The 19,947-nt window shown below is 49.7% G+C and carries 14 protein-coding genes; 13 read left to right on the forward strand and 1 reads right to left on the reverse strand.

What is annotated here, in order from left to right; all coding sequences use genetic code 11:
* Positions 1 to 122: 122 nt before the first annotated feature.
* The 10 genes from dnaK (at position 123) to ABGV42_RS23950 (ending at position 9,044) form a co-directional block, all read left to right on the forward strand.
* Positions 123 to 1,967: a molecular chaperone DnaK gene (dnaK, locus tag ABGV42_RS23905; protein ID WP_175397471.1), complete on the forward strand. Its 1,845-nt coding sequence runs from the start codon at positions 123 to 125 to the stop codon at positions 1,965 to 1,967.
* 129 nt (positions 1,968 to 2,096) lie between these two features.
* A complete protein-coding gene (dnaJ, locus tag ABGV42_RS23910; protein WP_095359516.1) occupies positions 2,097 to 3,218 on the forward strand; it encodes a molecular chaperone DnaJ in 1,122 nt (373 codons plus the stop codon).
* Positions 3,219 to 3,456: 238 nt separating this feature from the next.
* On the forward strand, positions 3,457 to 3,825 hold the full coding sequence (locus tag ABGV42_RS23915) for a hypothetical protein (protein ID WP_095359515.1): 369 nt from the start codon (positions 3,457 to 3,459) through the stop codon (positions 3,823 to 3,825).
* A gap of 40 nt (positions 3,826 to 3,865) precedes the next feature.
* Positions 3,866 to 4,045 (forward strand): YfhD family protein, encoded by a 180-nt coding sequence (locus ABGV42_RS23920; protein ID WP_347383996.1) that lies wholly within the window; start codon positions 3,866 to 3,868, stop codon positions 4,043 to 4,045.
* Entirely contained in the window at positions 4,038 to 4,430 is a 393-nt protein-coding gene (locus ABGV42_RS23925) for a hypothetical protein (protein WP_347383997.1), read from the forward strand. The genes ABGV42_RS23920 and ABGV42_RS23925 overlap by 8 nt, the downstream gene beginning before the upstream one ends.
* Positions 4,431 to 4,594: 164 nt before the next feature.
* Positions 4,595 to 5,560, forward strand: coding sequence for a 50S ribosomal protein L11 methyltransferase (gene prmA / locus ABGV42_RS23930; protein ID WP_347383998.1), 966 nt, complete (start codon positions 4,595 to 4,597; stop codon positions 5,558 to 5,560).
* A 3-nt stretch (positions 5,561 to 5,563) separates the two neighbouring features.
* Positions 5,564 to 6,241, forward strand: a complete 678-nt coding sequence (locus ABGV42_RS23935; protein ID WP_347383999.1) for a site-2 protease family protein — start codon at positions 5,564 to 5,566, stop codon at positions 6,239 to 6,241.
* Between the two features lie 145 nt (positions 6,242 to 6,386).
* Complete coding sequence (locus ABGV42_RS23940; protein WP_347384000.1) at positions 6,387 to 7,151, forward strand: RsmE family RNA methyltransferase; 765 nt, start codon at positions 6,387 to 6,389, stop codon at positions 7,149 to 7,151.
* 2 nt (positions 7,152 to 7,153) lie between these two features.
* Positions 7,154 to 8,500, forward strand: a complete 1,347-nt coding sequence (gene mtaB / locus ABGV42_RS23945) for a tRNA (N(6)-L-threonylcarbamoyladenosine(37)-C(2))-methylthiotransferase MtaB (protein WP_347384001.1) — start codon at positions 7,154 to 7,156, stop codon at positions 8,498 to 8,500.
* Positions 8,501 to 8,606: 106 nt separating this feature from the next.
* The gene (locus ABGV42_RS23950; protein ID WP_347384479.1) at positions 8,607 to 9,044 is read left to right on the forward strand and encodes an NUDIX hydrolase; all 438 of its coding nucleotides are present in this window, start codon (positions 8,607 to 8,609) and stop codon (positions 9,042 to 9,044) included.
* A 53-nt stretch (positions 9,045 to 9,097) separates the two neighbouring features.
* Here the strand turns inward: ABGV42_RS23950 and ABGV42_RS23955 are convergent, their stop codons facing one another.
* Positions 9,098 to 10,099 (reverse strand): Na/Pi cotransporter family protein, encoded by a 1,002-nt coding sequence (locus ABGV42_RS23955; RefSeq protein ID WP_347384002.1) that lies wholly within the window; start codon positions 10,097 to 10,099, stop codon positions 9,098 to 9,100.
* Between the two features lie 350 nt (positions 10,100 to 10,449).
* Between ABGV42_RS23955 and ABGV42_RS23960 the strand changes: the two genes are divergently transcribed.
* The 3 genes from ABGV42_RS23960 to addA all read left to right on the forward strand — a co-directional run bounded on the left by ABGV42_RS23960 (position 10,450) and on the right by addA (position 19,776).
* Positions 10,450 to 11,829, forward strand: coding sequence for a class I SAM-dependent rRNA methyltransferase (locus tag ABGV42_RS23960; RefSeq protein ID WP_347384003.1), 1,380 nt, complete (start codon positions 10,450 to 10,452; stop codon positions 11,827 to 11,829).
* Between the two features lie 184 nt (positions 11,830 to 12,013).
* Positions 12,014 to 15,517, forward strand: coding sequence for a helicase-exonuclease AddAB subunit AddB (addB, locus tag ABGV42_RS23965; RefSeq protein WP_347384004.1), 3,504 nt, complete (start codon positions 12,014 to 12,016; stop codon positions 15,515 to 15,517).
* Complete coding sequence (addA, locus tag ABGV42_RS23970) at positions 15,514 to 19,776, forward strand: helicase-exonuclease AddAB subunit AddA (RefSeq protein ID WP_347384005.1); 4,263 nt, start codon at positions 15,514 to 15,516, stop codon at positions 19,774 to 19,776. The genes addB and addA overlap by 4 nt, the downstream gene beginning before the upstream one ends.
* Positions 19,777 to 19,947: the final 171 nt, after the last annotated feature.

Below are 19,947 nucleotides of genomic sequence, written 5' to 3' on the forward strand. Positions count from 1 at the left end.
TTGATTTGTAAGCTGTGACGAAGTTTAATATAAAGGTTTACACACATAGAGCGCGATAAGGAAGAACTGCAAATAAGGATCAACCTGATCCATTTTAAATAGTTGAGGGAGGAAATTTTCCGATGAGCAAAGTAATCGGTATTGACTTAGGAACAACCAACTCTTGCGTAGCGGTAATGGAGGGCGGCGAGGCTGTCGTTATTCCAAACCCGGAAGGCGCACGTACAACCCCATCCGTAGTGGGTTTCAAAAAAGATGGAGAGCGCGTTGTTGGTGAAACAGCTAAACGCCAAGCGATCACGAATCCGGATCGTACGATCATTTCGATCAAACGTCACATGGGTACTTCCCACAAAGAAACAATCGATAGCAAAGACTACTCTCCACAAGAGATCTCTGCGATCATCCTGCAAAAACTGAAATCCGATGCTGAAGCTTACCTTGGCCAAACGGTAACTCAAGCGGTTATCACTGTACCGGCTTACTTCAATGACAGCCAGCGTCAAGCAACCAAAGATGCAGGTAAAATCGCAGGTTTGGAAGTTCTGCGTATCGTCAACGAGCCAACAGCAGCAGCTTTGGCATATGGTATGGAGAAATCCGAAGACCAAACCATTCTCGTATATGACTTGGGTGGCGGTACATTCGACGTATCCATCCTTGAACTGGGTGACGGCTTCTTCGAAGTTAAAGCGACTAGTGGTGATAACCAACTGGGTGGCGATGACTTTGACCAAGTAATCATTGATTATCTCGTAAGTGAATTCAAAAAAGATCAAGGCATTGACCTGAGCAAAGATAAAGCAGCGGTTCAACGTTTGAAAGATGCAGCGGAAAAAGCGAAAAAAGAACTTTCCGGCGTATTGACTACAACGATTTCCCTGCCGTTCATCACCGTAGCTGACGGCGTTCCTCAGCACTTGGAGTTGAACCTGAGCCGTGCGAAATTCGAAGAAATCTCTGCTGGTCTGGTTGAGCGTACGCTTGAACCAACTCGCCGCGCATTGAGCGATGCTGGCATGACTGCTAATGATATCGACAAAATCGTTCTGGTTGGTGGTTCCACACGTATTCCTGCAGTACAGGAAGCGATCAAGAAACTGACTGGAAAAGAGCCTCACAAAGGCGTTAACCCGGATGAAGTTGTAGCTTTGGGCGCAGCTGTACAAGCGGGCGTACTGACAGGTGACGTGAAAGACGTGGTATTGCTCGACGTAACTCCACTGTCCCTGGGTATCGAAACTGCAGGTGGCGTATTCACTAAAATGATCGAGCGCAACACAACGATCCCTACATCCAAATCCCAAGTATTCTCCACTTATGCAGACAATCAACCAAGCGTTGAGATCCATGTCCTGCAAGGGGAACGCGAAATGGCAGCTGGCAACAAAACGCTGGGACGCTTTATGTTGGGAGATATTCCACCGGCTCCACGCGGCGTTCCGCAAATCGAAGTTAGCTTCGATATTGATGCCAACGGTATCGTTAACGTATCTGCAACAGACAAAGGTACGAACAAAACGCAAAAAATCACCATCACGTCTTCCAGCGGTCTGAGCGATGCTGAAGTTGAGCAAATGATGAAAGATGCTGAACTGCACGCTGAAGAAGATAAAAAACGCAAAGAGCTCGTTGAAGCGAAAAACAGTGCAGATCAACTGATCTACTCTGTGGACAAAACGATCAAAGATCTTGGCGAAAAAGCAGACGCTGGCGAAGTTGAGAAAGCCAATGCTGCAAAAGAAAAACTGCAAGGCGTGCTGGCTTCCGACAACCTGGAAGACATCAAAGCAGCTACAGAAGAACTGACAGAGATCGTTCAACAACTGTCCGTTAAACTGTATGAGCAAGCACAGGCACAAGAGCAAGCAGCTCAAGGTGCTGAAGAGCAACAAGGTTCCGCTAAACGTGACAACGTCGTAGACGCTGATTACGAAGTCGTGGATGAAGATAAAAAACAAAACTAATTCGCGGTTTTTCGTGGATTAATCATCGGTGACGTTCGGATCGAGGGGAAAGTCATAGCCGGGTCTTCCGTGCTTTGACTTTCCTTTTGTCACGATGTGCGATAAGGTGAATGTTATGGGGGTGGAAGAGTGGCTGAAAAACGTGATTATTATGAGGTACTCGGCGTCGGCAAAAATGCAAGCGACGAGGAAATCAAAAAGGCATACCGTAAGCTTGCCCGTCAGTATCACCCTGACGTGAACAAGGCAGCAGATGCGGAAGCCAAGTTTAAGGAAGTAAAAGAAGCTTATGATGTAGTCAGCGACAGCCAGAAACGGGCTCAGTATGATCAATATGGTCATATCGATCCGAATCAGGGCGGATTCGGCGGTGGCGGTGATTTCGGCGGCGGCGGATTTGGCGACATCTTCGATATGTTCTTTGGCGGTGGCGGCGGACGACGTGATCCGAATGCTCCGCAGCGGGGAAATGATCTGCAGTACACGATGACCATTGAGTTCAAGGAAGCGGTATTTGGCAAAGAAACCGACATTACCATTCCGCGCACCGAAAGCTGTGATACTTGTCATGGTTCAGGTGCCAAACCAGGTACGAAGCCGAAGACTTGTTCCGTCTGCCAAGGTAGCGGTCAGCAGGAAGTCGTGCAAAACACACCATTTGGCCGGATGGTCAATCGTCGTGCTTGTTCGAACTGTAATGGTTCTGGTCAAATCATTGAAGAAAAATGTACTACATGCAGCGGCAGCGGTAAAGTCCGCAAGCAGCGCAAAATTCATGTTCGCATTCCGGCGGGTGTGGATGACGGTGCTCAACTGCGCATGACAGGTGAAGGCGAAGGTGGTCTGCGAGGTGGACCAGCAGGAGACCTTTATATCGTCATTCGTGTGAAATCACATGATTTCTTTGAGCGTGAAGGCGATGATATTTACTGCGAAATTCCACTTACATTTGCTCAGGCAGCATTGGGTGACGAGATTGAGATTCCAACGTTGACTGAAAAAGTGAAGTTGAAAATTCCAGCGGGTACGCAAACCGGAACGTATTTCCGTCTCAAGGGCAAAGGGGTTCCGCGCCTGCGCGGCATGGGCCAAGGGGATCAACATGTGAAGGTGGTTGTTGTTACACCGAGCAAGCTGAATGATGAGCAGAAAGATCTGCTTCGTCAAATCGCTGCCTTAGATGGAGAGCAGACACATGAACATGAACAATCCTTCTTTGACCGGGTGAAACGGGCTTTCCGCGGAGACTGAGTATCAAAATATAACAATGTGTAAGGACACCACAGCGGTTTAACGCGTGGTGTCCTTTTACATATATACATAGGGTTAAGGTTGATTGTAGCTCCTGCGTTACATGACATAGGCTCCGAATAACAGGTGCTCCAAGTGCGAGAATTCTGCATAAGATGAGCAATACTGCGGAAAGATAGCAAGGCGAGAACGATCATGCATAACTGTTATGCGAAATATTGGGAAGCAGGTGAACCGAATGACCGAAAAAAATATTTTGGCCTATTTTCATAGTCCGGAGCAGGCCGAGGGAGCAGCCAAAAAGTTGGAAGCCTTGCGTGTGGAAGACCTGTCCATTAATCGTTTCAGCCGTTATGCAGGTATTGGACCCAGTGGCGCTTCCTACACACCAGGAGTTTCCGGCAGCTTCTCATCGTGGGTACCGGGTGCGCTTGGTACGAATGCAACAGCGGGAATCATGGCTGCAGCAGATCCCTCTGCAAGTGGCATGAGTGATGGTGGACAAGAAGGTCCTACCGGCAGAGATGTATTGTTAACGGTTGTTGTTGACGAAGCAGTACATCACCGGGCGTTATCCATTATTGAACAAGCTGGTGGAATGATCTAGAGATAAGCGGACTAACCTATTTTGAAGGAGGATTATAACGATGGCTGAGCACGAACGCCCAGGCAAGATTTTGACCAAAACGGAAAAGATGAAACGGATGCAATCCGCAAAAAACGAAGATGTTGAATTCAGCGCTGAGGCTGCGGACCATGATGACGTAGAGGCATTGCGACGCAGTGAAGCGGCTGATCGTCGTCAGGGACGGGAGCTTCATGAATGAAGAACGCTCGGCTGTAACGATCGAGGCGATCTTCACAAGCTGGTCTGAAGCTGAATCTGCACGAAGAGCTCTGGCGTTGCTGCATCCGAATCAGTTGAGCATCGAGAGTCTTACGAGCGAGTCCCTTTCTAGAGACGCAGAACCGCAGGAGCATATGGATGAAGCGCCTACTGCCTTGACGGGGGGATTCAGCGGCGAACTGAATGTACTTGCACTCATCAGTGATGAGACAGAGATGTTATCTAATGGCGAGGTTATGGATATGACAGATCAGCGAGCATCAGTTCCCTCCCGACAAGAAATACGGTTGACCGTTTCTGTAGCTAGTGACTATCTCCCTCAGGCGGCTGAGATGATTACGCAGAATGGTGGACGTTTTTGCTGAGGATTTTCCCTCTTTTTCGGGCAAAATCGAGACAGGATATCCGAGCAGTTAAACTGCGGGTGTCCTGTTTTTTTGGTTTGAATCTCAGGAACGGTTTTGTGCTCCTGCTCCCTTGTGTAGTACAATGATTGGGATGTTTGAAAAATGAGGAGGAAAAATCAAGTATGTTATGGCATGAACTAACAATACATACCACAGAAGAAGCTGTGGAAATGATCTCGAATTTTTTGCATGAAGCAGGTGCTGGAGGTGTCTCGATCGAAGAATCTGGCACATTAAATAAAGAACGTGATACGTCTTATGGCCAGTGGTATGAACTGCCTTTGAATGATATTCCTGAAGGTTTGGCTGTGATTAAAGGTTATTTCTCGGAAGGTACGGACATGGAAGCACTTAAAAACGAGGTTAATCCGAGGATTGAGCAGCTTTCCGAATTTGATATTGATGCGGGCGAGATCCGGTACGAGGTTCGTACAGTGGATGAGGATGACTGGGCGAATGCCTGGAAACAGTATTTTAAGCCGGTTCGGGTTTCCGATCGTTTGACGATTAAACCAACATGGGAAGATTACACACCAGAGAGTCCGGAAGAGAAGATCATCGAGCTGGATCCGGGTATGGCTTTTGGTACCGGTACACATCCGACAACCTCCCTATGCTTGCGGACACTGGAAACGGTGATCCAGGGCGGCGAGGAAGTCATTGATGTAGGTACAGGCTCGGGTATTTTGGCGATTGGTGCCATTCAGCTTGGCGCAAAACATGTGCTAGCGCTCGACCTTGATCCGGTTGCAGTATCGAGTGCGAAGGAGAATGTGCATTTGAACGGGTTGGAACAACAAGTTACGGTGAAAGAGAGTGATCTCCTATCTGTTCTTGGAAGCCAGGATCCTGCGTTAGGCGTTCAATTGCCTGTGAAAGTCATCGTGGCCAATATTTTGGCCGAGATTATTATGCTGTTTATTGATGATGTATACAATGCACTGGAACCGGGCGGTGTCTATATTGCTTCAGGTATCTGGAAAAATAAAGAACAGGTTGTGCATGATGCACTCGTTGCTTCCGGCTTTGAAATTAGTGCGGTCCACCGTGATGAGGACTGGCTGGCTTACGTTGCCAGAAAGAGGTAACGGATGGACTTTCTGAATTCGTTCTTTCGTTATCCCATTGATCAGCTCCCGTTTTTCCTGCTAACCATTCTGATAGCTTTCACCGTACATGAGTTTGCACATGCGTACTTTGCCAATAAATTTGGGGATCCGACCGCGAAGCTGCTGGGTCGGGTCACCCTTAATCCGGTAGTGCATTTTGATTTGTTTGGTGTACTGCTGCTTGTGATTGCGGGTTTTGGTTGGGCACGTCCTGTTCCGGTCAACCGTGCGAATTTTGATAAACCAAGATTAATGGGTGTCATTGTATCGTTCGCTGGACCGCTCAGTAATTTGCTGCTAGCAGTTGTCGGAACGATTATATATGCTTCGCTGGTGGGTTCTGGCGTAATGGGCGGGATTGAGAATGAACGCTTGTTCACAGCGATCTCCACGTTCTTTTACATGTTTAACCTGACGAACTTTTTCCTGTTTTTGTTTAACATGATCCCACTGCCACCTCTGGACGGATATCGAATTCTTGAGGATATATTACCACCGTCCATTAGTCGCAAGCTTCAAGGAGTAGAGCAATGGTCCATTTTCATCTTTCTCTTAATTCTGATCATTCCTCCCTTGCAAAGAGTAACGATCCAACCTTTATACCAGTTGGCATACAACATGTATGTTGATTTCTCATATTTGATTTTAGGTTTGTTTTAATAAGGATGGATTCAGGGCGTTTTGGACTGAAATACTGGTCAGAAGGACATAAAAGTTGTATGATCATCTGTGGCGATTGGATTCACGCCTGCCGCGCGGCAGGGTGAATGCCAGTCATAACAGGAAAGAATAGGTGGATAAACCCATGCAGCGTTATTTTGTATCTGCAGAACAGCTTACAGCGCATTCGGTTGTCATTTTGGGAGATGATGCGCGCCATATCAGTAAAGTGATGCGTGGCAAGCCTGGAGATAAACTGATTGTCAGCGATGGGCAGAGTCGTGAGGCTTTGGTGGAGATTGAGAGTATCGAAGCTGGCCAGGTAACGGCAAATATCGTGGAATCTCTGGAAATGGACCATGAAGCTCGCATTCGCGTAACGGTGGCCCAGAGCTTGCCGAAGGGCGACAAAATGGAGACGGTTATTCAGAGATGTACCGAAATCGGAGCGGTATCGTTTGTACCTTTCCTCTCGGAACGGACGATTGTCCAATATGATGCCAAGAAAGAAGGCAAACGGTTGGAGCGGTGGCGCAAAATTGCCAAGGAAGCCGCTGAACAAAGTCATCGGAATCGCATTCCATCCGTCGAGCAGCCACTTTCCTGGAAAGGGCTGCTGTCTTCTTTTGAGGGCTACAGTTTAGTATGCTATTGTTATGAAAAGGAGAACGGCAAGCAGCTGCGTGATGCGCTGAAGCCGTTTATTGAACAGCTCGCACCCGGTGCAGCTGCAGACGTGTTGATCGTGGTTGGGCCTGAAGGCGGGTTCTCCGAAAGAGAAACGCTGGAAGCCGATCAGGCAGGCGCGGTATCCGTTGGGCTGGGCAAGCGCATTTTGCGTGCCGAGACCGCAGGGATGGCGGCGCTGACTTGTGTTTTATACGAATCCGGAGAAATGGGGGGAATGTAATTATGCCATCCGTGGCGTTTTACACCTTGGGCTGCAAAGTTAACTTTTATGATACAGAGGCGATCTGGCAATTGTTCAAAAATGAAGGATACGATCAAGTGGACTTCGATGAACAGACAGCAGATGTATATTTGATTAATACATGTACGGTAACGAATACCGGGGACAAAAAGAGCCGTCAAATTATTCGTCGTGCCATTCGGCGCAACCCGGATGCGATTGTGGCTGTTACGGGCTGTTACGCCCAGACTTCGCCTGCAGAAATTCTCGACATTCCTGGAGTGGATCTCGTCATCGGAACTCAGGACCGGGATAAAATTTTGCCTTACGTTCGCGAAATTCAGGAGTCCCGTCAGCCGGTGAATGCCGTACGGAACATTATGAAAACTCGTGTATTTGAGGAAATGGACGTGCCGGACTTTGCGGATCGTACGCGTGCATTCCTGAAAATTCAGGATGGATGCAACAACTTCTGTACGTTCTGCATCATTCCATGGTCACGCGGGCTCTCCCGCAGCCGGGAAGCAAACAGCATTGTTCAGCAAGCTCATCAACTCGTATCTGCCGGATATAAGGAAATTGTCCTAACGGGCATTCACACGGGCGGGTATGGTGACGATATGGAGAACTATGATCTGACTGATCTGCTGTGGGATCTGGACAAAGTGGAAGGGCTAGAGCGCATCCGTATCAGTTCCATTGAAGCGAGCCAGATCGATGATCGGATGCTCGATGTCATCAAACGTTCGGACAAGCTTGTACGCCATTTCCATATTCCGCTGCAAGCGGGCGATGACACGGTGTTAAAACGCATGCGCCGCAAGTACACGACCGAAGAATTTTATAACAAAATGCTTCGCATTCGTGAAGCAATGCCGGATGTGGCTATTACCACGGACGTTATCGTTGGTTTCCCAGGTGAGACAGACGAAATGTTCCGTAACGGCTATGAATTGATGAAAAAAATCGGTTTCTCGGAGATGCACGTATTCCCGTACTCCAAACGTACAGGAACGCCGGCAGCCCGGATGGAAGACCAGGTGGATGAAGAAGTCAAAAATGCACGTGTGCATGAACTGATTGACCTATCTGAACAAATGCAGCTGGCTTATGCACAGAAGTTTGTAGGTCAGGTTCTGGATGTTATTCCGGAGGGTGAAGCGAAAGGCCGTGAAGGCAGCGGAAAACTGCACGGTTATAGCGATAACTATATTCAGCTCGTATTTGATGGCTCTACGGACATGATCGGCAAAGTGTGCCGTGTCAAAGTGACCGAAGCTGGTGTGAACGAAAGCCAGGCTACACTGGTCCGTGTGTTGGAAGATAATCTGAAGTCTGCAGCGATGTAATCGTGGCATCAAAAACAAGGATTTCATTTCCTTGGGGAGCGTACCCGGGGAGATGAGATCCTTGTTTTTCAACTAAAGGCAAGACATATTCATGAACGGGGGAAATCTGATGAACAAAAAGGAAATATCGGCAGGCGGCGTAGTCTATCGTAAAGGGGAAGACGGAAGTCTTCAAATTCAGCTCATTGTTGATCGTTATGGCAAAACAACACTTGCCAAAGGCAAGATGGAAGCGGGAGAAACGGTAGAGCAAACCGCTTTGCGCGAAATTTTGGAAGAGACAGGCATGGTGGGCCGAATTGTGGAGCCTGTCGATATCATTGCCTATACGTATCAACATGTTGAATTTGGTCCGGTAGACAAGGAAGTTCACTATTATCTGGTTGAAGCAGAGAGCGGAGACCTGCAGCCACAGATCGAAGAGATCAAGGGAGTCGATTGGTACGCACCAGAAGAAGCCTGGTCAAGACAGCAGCAGAACGGTTACGACAACAACGATAACATCTTGCGTGTGGCACTGAACAAGCTGGGCATTAACGTATAGCAATTGCCGAATACAGCGATGCTTGGTTCATTGCTAAGTAGAGGAGCCAAGCATCAAGCCGCGGGCGACTTCGCTGATGGGGCGTGTGCCGGTGGTTTTTTGTGCCAGATGGGCAGATAGCACAGTGGTAATGCAAGCAGTGAGCTGATGATGTTAAAAAGGGTCTGGGCATGCGCAATCTGCGCCCCGTTGTCCGCTGACAGCCAGGCTGAAGCTGCATGCAGCTGGCCGATCAGCGGCATGAAAAGCAAGGCTCCCGCAATGTTCAATACGACATGGGAGGCCGCAACGAATTTGCCTGCGGACGCTCCGCCGGCGGCTGCAATGACAGCTGTGACACATGTCCCGACATTGGACCCGATCACGATGGCAATACCGATCTCCACAGGCAGCACACCTGTGGCAGCCAGCGTAATCGCCATGCTGATGACAGCAGCACTGCTATGGATGAGAGCCGTAAGGCAGGCACCTGCCAGGAATCCCCACCATAAGCTGTCAGCCGAGCGATCCAAAAACCACTGAAATACGCCCATGCTGCGCAGGGGGACGGCGATGGATTGCATGACCTGAATGCCAGTCATGACCAGAGCAAAACCAGCAGAGGCAAGAAAGCTGTACTGTGAGTTAGTCAGGAATCTTTGGGTATGTTCAGGGGCTGCTTGATTACGTTCACTTAGAACAACAAAGACAGCCCAACCTGTAAGAGAAATCACAAGCAGGGGCAGGGCAGCACGTCCAATCTGTAACCCAATCAACTCGGTTGTCAGGCATGTACCGATGTTCGTGCCCAGAATAATGCCAAGCGTGCGACCATAGGTAATCAATTTTGCATTCGCGAGGCCGATGGTGAGGACTGTAACTGCAGTACTGCTCTGTAATATTGCCGTGGCTCCTGCACTGAAAGCCATGCCTTTCCAGGGCGCAGAGGTAGCCCGGTTAAGCCATCCGGCCAGCATCGGCCCAGCCATTCGCTGCAAGGCTGTTTCCATCAGTTTCATTCCACCAAAAAAGATAATCAGCCCATAGATAAGCGGCAGCACAACATCTCTAAACATCTCGTTCCATCAGTCCTTCCGTGCCTAGTCGTTATCTCATCTTATGAGTAAGAGAGGACAACCATGACAGCCAGAGGAAATCGGTGGGAAACAGCTTTCAATTTAGTCCTTACCATACTCATCTCACAATTCAAAAGGTACGGTGATTCGTGCAAACGGAGCGGAGGGGACGGAATGGGATCTGGAGAAGCGAAGCGTTCGCGTTTATCCCGGGATTTTCCCTTTGTGAAAAGGGAATCAGAAAATCTGGGGATAACAGCGATCGGAAGACCGATCTGTCCCCGAAGCGGTCTCCCTTTGCACTAAACCTATCTTTTCAACTAACTTACAACAAAGGAAGTGGATTTACCTTGCCATCGGTTACACTGGAACGCAGTCGCAAAAAGCGGCTTGAACATGCACATCCATGGATATATAACAACGAGATAGCCTCGGTTGACGGTAACCCCGAACCAGGAGATCTGGTCAATGTATTAAATCATCAAGGACGTTATCTGGCGACAGGATACTATAACCCGGCATCACAGATTACAGTGAGAGTCGTTTCTTATCAACCGCTGGAGTTTGAGCAAATGGACACAGCCTTTTTTGCCGCTCGCTTCAGCGACTGCCTGCGTCACCGGGAACGTTTTATCCAGGATGGAGAGGCCTATCGTTTGGTTTATGGGGAAGCTGATTTTCTGCCAGGTCTGATCGTGGATCGTTTTGGCAGCATTCTCGTTGTACAACTGCTTACCTTGGGAATGGACCGCTGCCGTGAAGCCATCGTACAGGCTCTAATTGAAGTGATGCAGCCGGAGGGGATTTATGAGCGCAGTGATGTGCCTATCAGGGAGTTGGAAGGGCTGGAGCAGACAAAGGGACCGCTCTACGGGGAGTGCCCGCGTCATGTTACGGTAACCGAGAATGGATTGCTTATTAAAGTCGATATCGTAGAAGGCCAGAAAACGGGTTATTTCTTCGACCAGCGTGAGAATCGGGCTGCAATTGAACCGCTCATGAAGGGCTGGGGTTACAAAAGCGGAATCTCCTTGCAGGAAGTGGAGCAGGATGGAAGCAAACAGCTGTTGCCCGTAAATAAAAGTGGTAAAGTGGTAACTTTCCCTTATTGGGACGGTGCTACCGTCCTGGAGTGTTTCTCACACACAGGCAGTTTCACACTGAATGCTTGTAAATATGGAGCCAAAAAAGTCACATGCCTTGATATTTCAGAGCATGCTATTGAAAGTGCCCGCACCAACGTAGAGTTGAACGGATTCACCGATCGGGTAGAGTTTGTTGTCGCTGACGCATTCCAGTACTTACGTGAACAGGTCAAAGGAGTAGAAGAGCGTTCCGTACGTGCACGCGCAGCTGAACAGAAAGTAGATACTTCCAAAGCCCTTGCAGCTGGTGGCGGGAAAACATTTGATGTGGTCATTCTTGACCCACCTGCCTTCGCCAAAACAAAATCGGCAGTCAAAGGGGCGTGCCGTGGATACAAGGATATTAACCTGCATGGCATGAAACTTGTGAATGAAGGTGGGTATTTGGTGACGGCGAGCTGTTCGTATCATATGCGCCCTGATCTCTTCCTGGAAACGATTGCGGATGCAGCTGAAGACGCGGGTAAAGTACTGCGTCTGATTGAATGGAAAGCTGCCGGCAAGGATCACCCGCAAATTTTGGGCGTGGATGAGGGACATTACTTGAAATTTGCAATTTTTGAAGTGCGCAGCAAAACAAACTGATCTGTCATTTGCAAAAAAATGACGTTAAGAAACAAGTCCACGGTGTAGTTAGCTGTGGGCTTGTTTCGTGTTACAGGAAATCAGCCTGGCTTTACCGGATTGTGGCAAACGTATGTTCCGAACGAGGTCAGATATGTTATACTGGGAATTAAAATCTTGTTCGTGATGGTTTGGAGGATTGGACATGTCTGTACGCTTTATTATTGGCCGGGCAGGCAGCGGCAAGACGACGCTGATTACCCGGGAAATTACGTCTTTGCTTCAAAAGGAACCTCAAGGCAAACCACTCATATGGCTGGTTCCGGAGCAGAGCTCGTTTCGTACCGAGCAGGCCCTGGTTTCTTCTGGCGCAATTAAAGGTACCATGCGTGCAGAAGTACTGGGTTTTCGCCGATTAGCCTATCGTATCATGCAGGAAGCAGGTGGTTCTGCGCGAATTCCAATTGGTGCCGAGGGGAAAAAGATGCTGCTCTATAAAGTGCTTCAGCGGCGCAAGGAAGAGTTGAAGCTTTTTGGCGCTTCGGGCAATCAATTGGGCTTTATCGGGCATTTGAATGATTTATACAGTGAGTTTAAGCGTTATGAACTAGATCCCGGCTTGTTGGAAGAAGGTCTTTCTACGTGGAATACGTCTTCTTCGGCACCGATCCTGGGTGATAAGTTACATGATTTGCTTCTTATATATCGAGATTATGAACAGGAACTAACGGAACTCTACATCGATGATGAAGACACGTTGACAGAATTGAACGACCGTTTGGTAGAAAGTGAGCTTCTTCAGGATGCACAAATCTGGATTGACGGTTTTCAGGGCTTTACCCCGCAGGAAATGAGCGTGATAGGAAGGCTGATGCTTCAGTCTTCTTCAGTAACCATCACGTTGACTCTGGACCGTCCATATGATCACGGGGCTCTTCCCAGCGAACTGGATCTGTTCCATCCAACAGCGAGCGCATATGCGCGGCTCAAAGGTATGGCTGATGATCTGGGAGTTTTGAGTGAAACCACAGTGCTGCAGCCGGATGTTTTGCCAAGATATGAGCACAGCCCTGGTTTGGCCCATCTAGAGTCTGGGTTCGACCGACGGATTCGTTGGAAAAGTGATGGCCGCGATGCGGGCGTGAAGTTATACGCAGCGGAGAATCGCAGGGCTGAGATGGAAGGGGCACTGCGTGAAATGCGCAGATTGGCTCAGGAGGAAGGCGTGCGTTACCGGGATATGGCCGTACTCGTTCGTCAGCTGGATGCCTATGCCGATATTGCCGAGCCATTGTTCAGGGATCATGACGTGCCGGTTTTCCTGGACCGTAGAAGAAGTGAGCTTCATCATCCGCTCTCCGAATTCATTCGTTCTGCAATTGATGTCGTTCGTCGCCGCTGGCGTTACGAAGATGTATTTCGCTGTGTCAAAACGGATCTGCTGCTTCCACGTGATGGTTCTATCACTCGTGAAGACATGGACCAGCTCGAAAACTATATCCTCGCCTGTGGAATCCACGGTTACCGCTGGACCGACGGCAAGCCTTGGAAATACGTCCCCAGTCTGTCTCTGGAAGACAATGGCCAGGAAGGCCGAAGCCAAGGGCGGGAACAAATGCTGTCGCTCATGGAAAAATGCCGAACAGTCATTACGGATCCAATGGCTGCGTTTGAGAAACGCATGATCAAAGCCAAGACGGCAAAAGAACAGTGTGCTGCGCTATATGGACTACTCGAAGACGCAGAAATTCCCTGGAAGCTGGAAATGATGTCTGCTGCGGCAACAGCTCAGGGCGACCCGGAGCGTTCGCGGGAACATCGTCAGATGTGGGGAGCAGTCCTGGATCTGCTGGACCAGATGGTGGACATGATGGGAGCCGAACGACTGGACATCGATTTGTTCGCGGGTCTGATGGAAACGGGGTTAACCGAGCTGAAGCTAGGACTTGTTCCACCGGCGCTGGATCAGGTGCTGGTCGGTTCCATGGACCGGACGCGGCTGCAGGGTATCCAATATGTATTCATCCTGGGTGCCGTGGACGGTGAGCTGCCGGCTGTGCCGCAGGAAGATGGCGTGTTAACGGAGCAGGAGCGGGAGCTGCTGACCGAAAGAGGTCTTGGTCTCGGACCTGGAACAACAAGACGAATGCTGGACGAGCGTTTCCTGATCTATACCGCCTTGACTGCTGCAAGTAAGCAGTTGTGGTTAAGTTACCCTGTGGCTGACGATGAGGGCAAAACGCTGCTGCCTTCGGAAATTGTGAGACATGTACGAAAGATGTTTGGGCTGAATGAATCACCACTTCTTGCACAGCCGCCAGTAACCGATTCGGAAGAAGCTCACTGGCCTTATGTCATTCATCCAGAGCAGAGTCTGTCTGTTCTGATTGGGCAGCTGCGCAGATGGCGCAGGGGAGAGGAGATTCCAGAGCTCTGGTGGTCGGTTTACAACTGGCATTGTTCCAATGAGACACTTCGACCTCAGCTGGAACGTTTGCTGGGCTCCATTTTTTATCGCAACCGGGCATTGCCGCTGCGTACTTCAACGAGCCGGCGGCTATATGGCACGGAGGTGCGGACAAGTGTTTCGCGAATGGAACGATTCGTGGCCTGTCCATTTTCCCATTTTGCCTCGCATGGCTTACGATTGAAAGAACGTCAGCTGTACCGGCTTCAGGCTCCGGATATCGGGCAGCTGTTCCATGCTGCGCTGAGTCAACTGGCTATACGACTGCGTGAAGAGAACCGCAGCTGGGGCAGCCTTTCTCCGGAACAGTGCCGCAAGGAAGCGGAGCAAACGGTCGATCAGATTGCACCCCAGCTTCAGGGAGAGATTTTGCTGAGCACGAAGCGATACGGCTACATTTTCCGCAAATTGAAGGATATTGTAAGCCGGGCTTCGGTCATTTTGGGCGAGCAATCCAGACGGGGAAGTTTTGAACCTATTGGTCTTGAGCTGGACTTTGGGCCAGGCAAGCCCCTGCCGCCTCTTCGTTTCGAACTTGAGAATGGATGTGTGATGGAGATTGTGGGCCGGATTGACCGGGTCGATGTGGCCGAGGGTGAGAATGGTTTGCTTCTCCGGGTTATCGACTACAAATCAAGCCAGACGGATCTCAAGCTGCATGAAGTGTACTATGGACTGTCCCTGCAGATGCTCACGTATCTGGAAGTGCTGCTTAGTGCTGCCGAAGAGTGGCTGGGAGAATCAGCAATGCCTGGAGGAACACTGTATTTTCATGTGCATAATCCATTGCTGCAATCCGCGAACGGCATGACGTCAGAACATGCAGGACAGGAACTCCTGAAACGCTTCAAAATGAAGGGTTTGCTTCTGGCAGATCGTGATGCCATCGCACAGATGGATAACACGCTGGATAAGGGCTATTCGGCCATTATTCCTGTCGCGCTTAAAGCTGACGGCAGCTTCTATAGCAGTGCAGCGGTAGCTACACCGGAACAATGGGACACCTTGCTCGCATCTGTTCGAGGCAATATTCGGGAGATCGGGACCCGGATTACAGAAGGGGACGTGGCAATAGAACCGTATCGCATTCAGCAGGAGGTTGCATGCACATTCTGTCCGTTTAAGCCTGTCTGTCAATTTGATGAGAATATTGAAGGCAATGAATATAATCTGTTGTCCAAACCGGGCAAACAGCAAATCTGGGACATGCTGTCACACAACAAGGGAGGGGAGACGTCATGACGAATATGCCAAAACCGGAAGGCAGCTTCTGGAGCGATGACCAGTGGAGCGCGATCTCCCAGAATGGCGAAGACATTCTCGTTGCAGCAGCAGCAGGGTCGGGCAAAACAGCCGTGCTGGTTGAACGGATTATTCGCAAAATAGCCGATCCTTCCCGTGGTTTCAGTGTGGATCGATTACTGGTGGCTACCTTTACGAAGGCAGCTGCAGCTGAGATGAAGCAGCGGATTCGGGAGGCACTCGAGCGTGCACTCGAAGAACAGACAGAGGAAGAGCATCTGCGCAAACAGTTGTCGCTGCTTGGGCGAGCTTCAATTACAACGCTGCATTCATTTTGTATGGAAGTCATTCGCCGTTACTATCAGCAAATTCCGCTTAACCCGGCTTTCCGGATATTGAACGAGAATGAAGCCGAAATGCTGCGTCAGGAGCTCCTGGAAGAGCTATTTGAAGATAAATACGGGGAAGAAGACGAAGGCAGCACATTCCGTGAGCTTGTGGACTGGTTTAGCGGTGAAAGAAACGATGATGCTATGCATCGGCTTGTGCAGCGCCTATATGATTTCTCGCGCAGTCACTCCTGGCCGGATCACTGGCTCGCAGAAATGGCGTCTGCATTTCAAGTTGAAAGCGTAGAAACGCTTGGCAATTCAGCATGGGTACAGAGCATTTTACGCGATGCCGCACTTACCCTGAGCGGTGCAGCGGGACTCTTGCGTCAAGGTATTGGCATTGCGATGCAACCGGAAGGGCCCAAACCGTACGCGGATACGCTAAAGGAAGATCTGGCCATGGTGGAGGAACTTTTGTCTGCAGTGGAGGTTATGCCTTGGGAGAGACTGCCTGAAGTATTTCAGCCAGCGGCTTTTGGCAAGCTGAAACCCTGCAAAAAGGATCAAACCGATCCGGCGCTTCAGGAACAAGTGAAGGAACTTCGGGAGGCAGCCAAAAAGGCAATCACCGATCTGAAAGGCTCGCTCTTTGGACGGAGTGCATTTTCCTTCTGGCAGGAGCTGGAGCAGGCTGCTCCGCTCATGCAGGAACTGTCCAAACTTGTAAGTGAGTTCGGCGAACGTTACAAGCTGGCCAAACAAGAACGTGGGCAGGTTGATTTTAGCGATCTGGAACATTATTGTCTTCACATTTTGCGGCATGAGGATTCCACGCCAGAGCGCTCCATGCCTTCAGATGCGGCGATGGAATACAGGGCACGTTTCGATGAGGTGCTGCTCGATGAATATCAGGATACCAATACCGTTCAGGAAGATATCGTAAGGCTGATTTCAAGGGAGAATCCGGGCAATCGCTTTATGGTAGGAGATGTGAAACAGAGTATTTACCGTTTCCGCTTGGCTGAGCCGGGACTATTTCTGAATAAATACCGTCAATATAACTCTGGCACCCAAAGCGATGAAGGAGAAGGAAGTACTCGTCGTGCAGGCAGACGAATTGACCTGGCACGTAACTTCCGCAGTCGTGCTGAGGTGGTTCATTCGGTGAATATGCTGTTCCGGCAGCTCATGAATGAGGGCGTAGCAGAGATCGCTTATGACGAACGGGCACAGCTTGCCTACGGGGCTTCGTTTCCACCGGAAACCGAGGGAGATGAGGCCTATACACCCGAGCTGCTGCTGATTGACCGACAAGGCGGGGGACCGGATCTGGGCGAGAGTGTAGATGAAAATGGAGATCAGCTGGCGTCGGCTGAACTCGAAAGTGTCGAACTGGAAACAGCCCAACTGGAAGCACGGGCTATGGCTCGGCGCATTCGGGAGATGGTTGGCGATACCGATCAGCCTGCGCTGAATGTGTACGATAAGGCGTTAAAAACAATGCGCCCTGCCCGTTACGGCGACATTGTCATCCTGCTGCGTTCTGCCCTGATGTGGGCTCCATTAATGATCGAGGAATTCAGGCAACAGGGGATTCCGGCCGGGGGGGAGCAGAGCAAGGGGTATTTTCAGGCAACGGAAGTGGAGATCATGTTATCCCTGCTTCAGATCGTGGACAACCCAAGACAGGATATTCCGCTCGCCTCAGTCCTTCGTTCACCGATTGTGGGCTTAAATGAAGAGGATTTGGCACAAATCCGTCTGGGGGATAAAAGGCAATCTTTCTATGACGCGGTTGTATCTGCTATCCAGATTGAACAAGTGCCAAATGATAACTCATCCGCTATACAGATGCAATGGCCGGAAATATGGTCAGAAATGGAGCAGGCAGAGCAAGAGGCGGCTGTTACAGCAGAGCCCCATGTGCTTGAGAAGCAATCTCCAGATGGGGATAGAGAAACTGACGTTTATCCTGATACAGAAGAGCGTGCAGGGGATTCAGGTTCAGATTTACAACGGAAATTAATTCGTTTTATGGACCAGCTGGAGCAATGGAGGCTTGAGGCACGTCAAGGCAGCCTGAGCGAACTCATTTGGCGTATATACAGGGAGACCGGCTATTTGGACTGGGTGGGTGGTCTTCCGGGAGGTATACAGCGTCAAAGCAACCTGAAAGCTCTGTATGACCGTGCACGTCAATATGAAGAAGCTACGTCGAACCGGGGCTTGTTCCGCTTTTTGACCTATGTCTCCAGACTTCGTGAGAACGGCGGGGATCTGGGAACAGTGGCCGGATCGGGAGAACAGGATAATGCTGTCCGAATTATGACCATTCACCGGAGTAAAGGCTTGGAATTTCCAGTTGTATTTGTGGCGGGCATTTCCAAGATGTTCAACCAGCAGGATCTGAATGCACCGTTCCTGATGCACAAGGAGCTCGGATTCGGTCCAAGGTTTGTGGATCGGGAAAATAGGGTGGCTTATCCCACACTGGCAAATCTCGCGATTCGACGCAGAGCCCAGTTTGAGCTGTTGGCTGAGGAGATGCGGGTACTATATGTGGCACTTACTCGGCCCAAGGAGAAAATGATTCTGGTTGGTACGGTTAAGGATGCCGCCAAAAAAGCAGCGGCCTGGTCACAGATCAAAGACAGTTCGGAACTGATTCTGCCTGATTACCTGATAGCGGCTGGACGGAGTTATCTCGATTGGATCGGGCCGTCTCTGATTCGCCATCCATCGGCTGCTTCGTTACGCGAACTTGCTGGTGTACAAGATTCCTATGCTGCTTGCCTGATGGATGATGAATCCCGCTGGAGTATTTCCGTCATGTCTGCGGAATGGGTATCCAAGGAGATCTTTGTGGGTTCGAAACAGGGTGAGGAAGACGAATGGGCAGAAGCTCGCCTAGAACGAATGAACGCGCTGCAAGCAGTGAAACCGGTACATCTGCATCCTTCCCCAATCCATAACGAGATGGTTAGAGATTTGCAAGATGAACCTTCACGAGAAGACGTGAATATTGATCGGGTTGCAACCGATACAGAATGGGTGCAAAACGTAGAGCGGCGCCTATCATGGACGTACCCATATGAAGCGGCAACCCGGGTGGCTGCGAGCACGTCCGTCTCAGAATTAAAGGCTATACTTGCGATACAGGATCATCAGCCTCTACTCGTAATGGAGGAGCGGGAAAGACAACTGGACAATGTTGAAGTTCTTGAAAAACCGCAGTCAGAGGATAAAACCAGTGAAATTCGTCATGAAGGGACGGATGCCACGAGTGAACATTCCTTCAAATTGCATTTGCGCCGCCCGAAATTTATGGAAGAGAAGCAATTGACGGGGGCTGAGCGTGGTACTGTGTATCACACGCTGATGCAGCATTTGCCAATGGATGGAACGAAAGTGGATGCCGAAATTGTTGAACAGACGCTTGCAAGGCTGGTTACACTTCAGATTTTGTTGCCTCATCAGGCAGAAGTGATTGAGCCTGAACATTTGGCTCAATTCTTCCATACGGAACCAGGTACTGAGCTGCTGCGTGCAGACTGGGTGAAACGGGAGATTCCGTTTATCTATGGAATGCCAGCAGAACATTCTCCCGCCGAATGGCTGCACAATTTGTCTTCGAATGCAGGAATGCAATCCGTAGATGAAGATAGTGGGCTTCAGGCTTCTTTGGATAATGAAACCGTACTTGTTCAGGGTATCATTGATTGCCTTTATGAGGTAGATGGCCAGCTTACGCTGCTGGATTACAAAACAGACCGGGTGCTGGAACATCGCGGAGGACTAGACGAATTGACCAAAAACTATCGTTTTCAGCTGGAGCTGTATGGTCGGGCGATTGAAGATATTTTGGGGCGGAAGGTAGATCGGAAGTGGCTGTACTTCTTTGATGGCGGACATGCTGTAGAACTTTAAAGAAACAGTTTGAACCGAAGTTATATCGGCATATTTGCTAAATTGGATTACAACGGATGCCAAGAAGGGGACGAATCGGTTCTTAGAAGCGATGTGTCCCCTTTGTTTCCGAATTTGCTAGTTTCAACAAGTCATGAGCCACCAAGATGGGGACAGAGCGCTCTTATGATT

Origin of the sequence: Paenibacillus pabuli (assembly GCF_039831995.1) — a bacterium.
Taxonomy (GTDB): domain Bacteria; phylum Bacillota; class Bacilli; order Paenibacillales; family Paenibacillaceae; genus Paenibacillus; species Paenibacillus pabuli_C.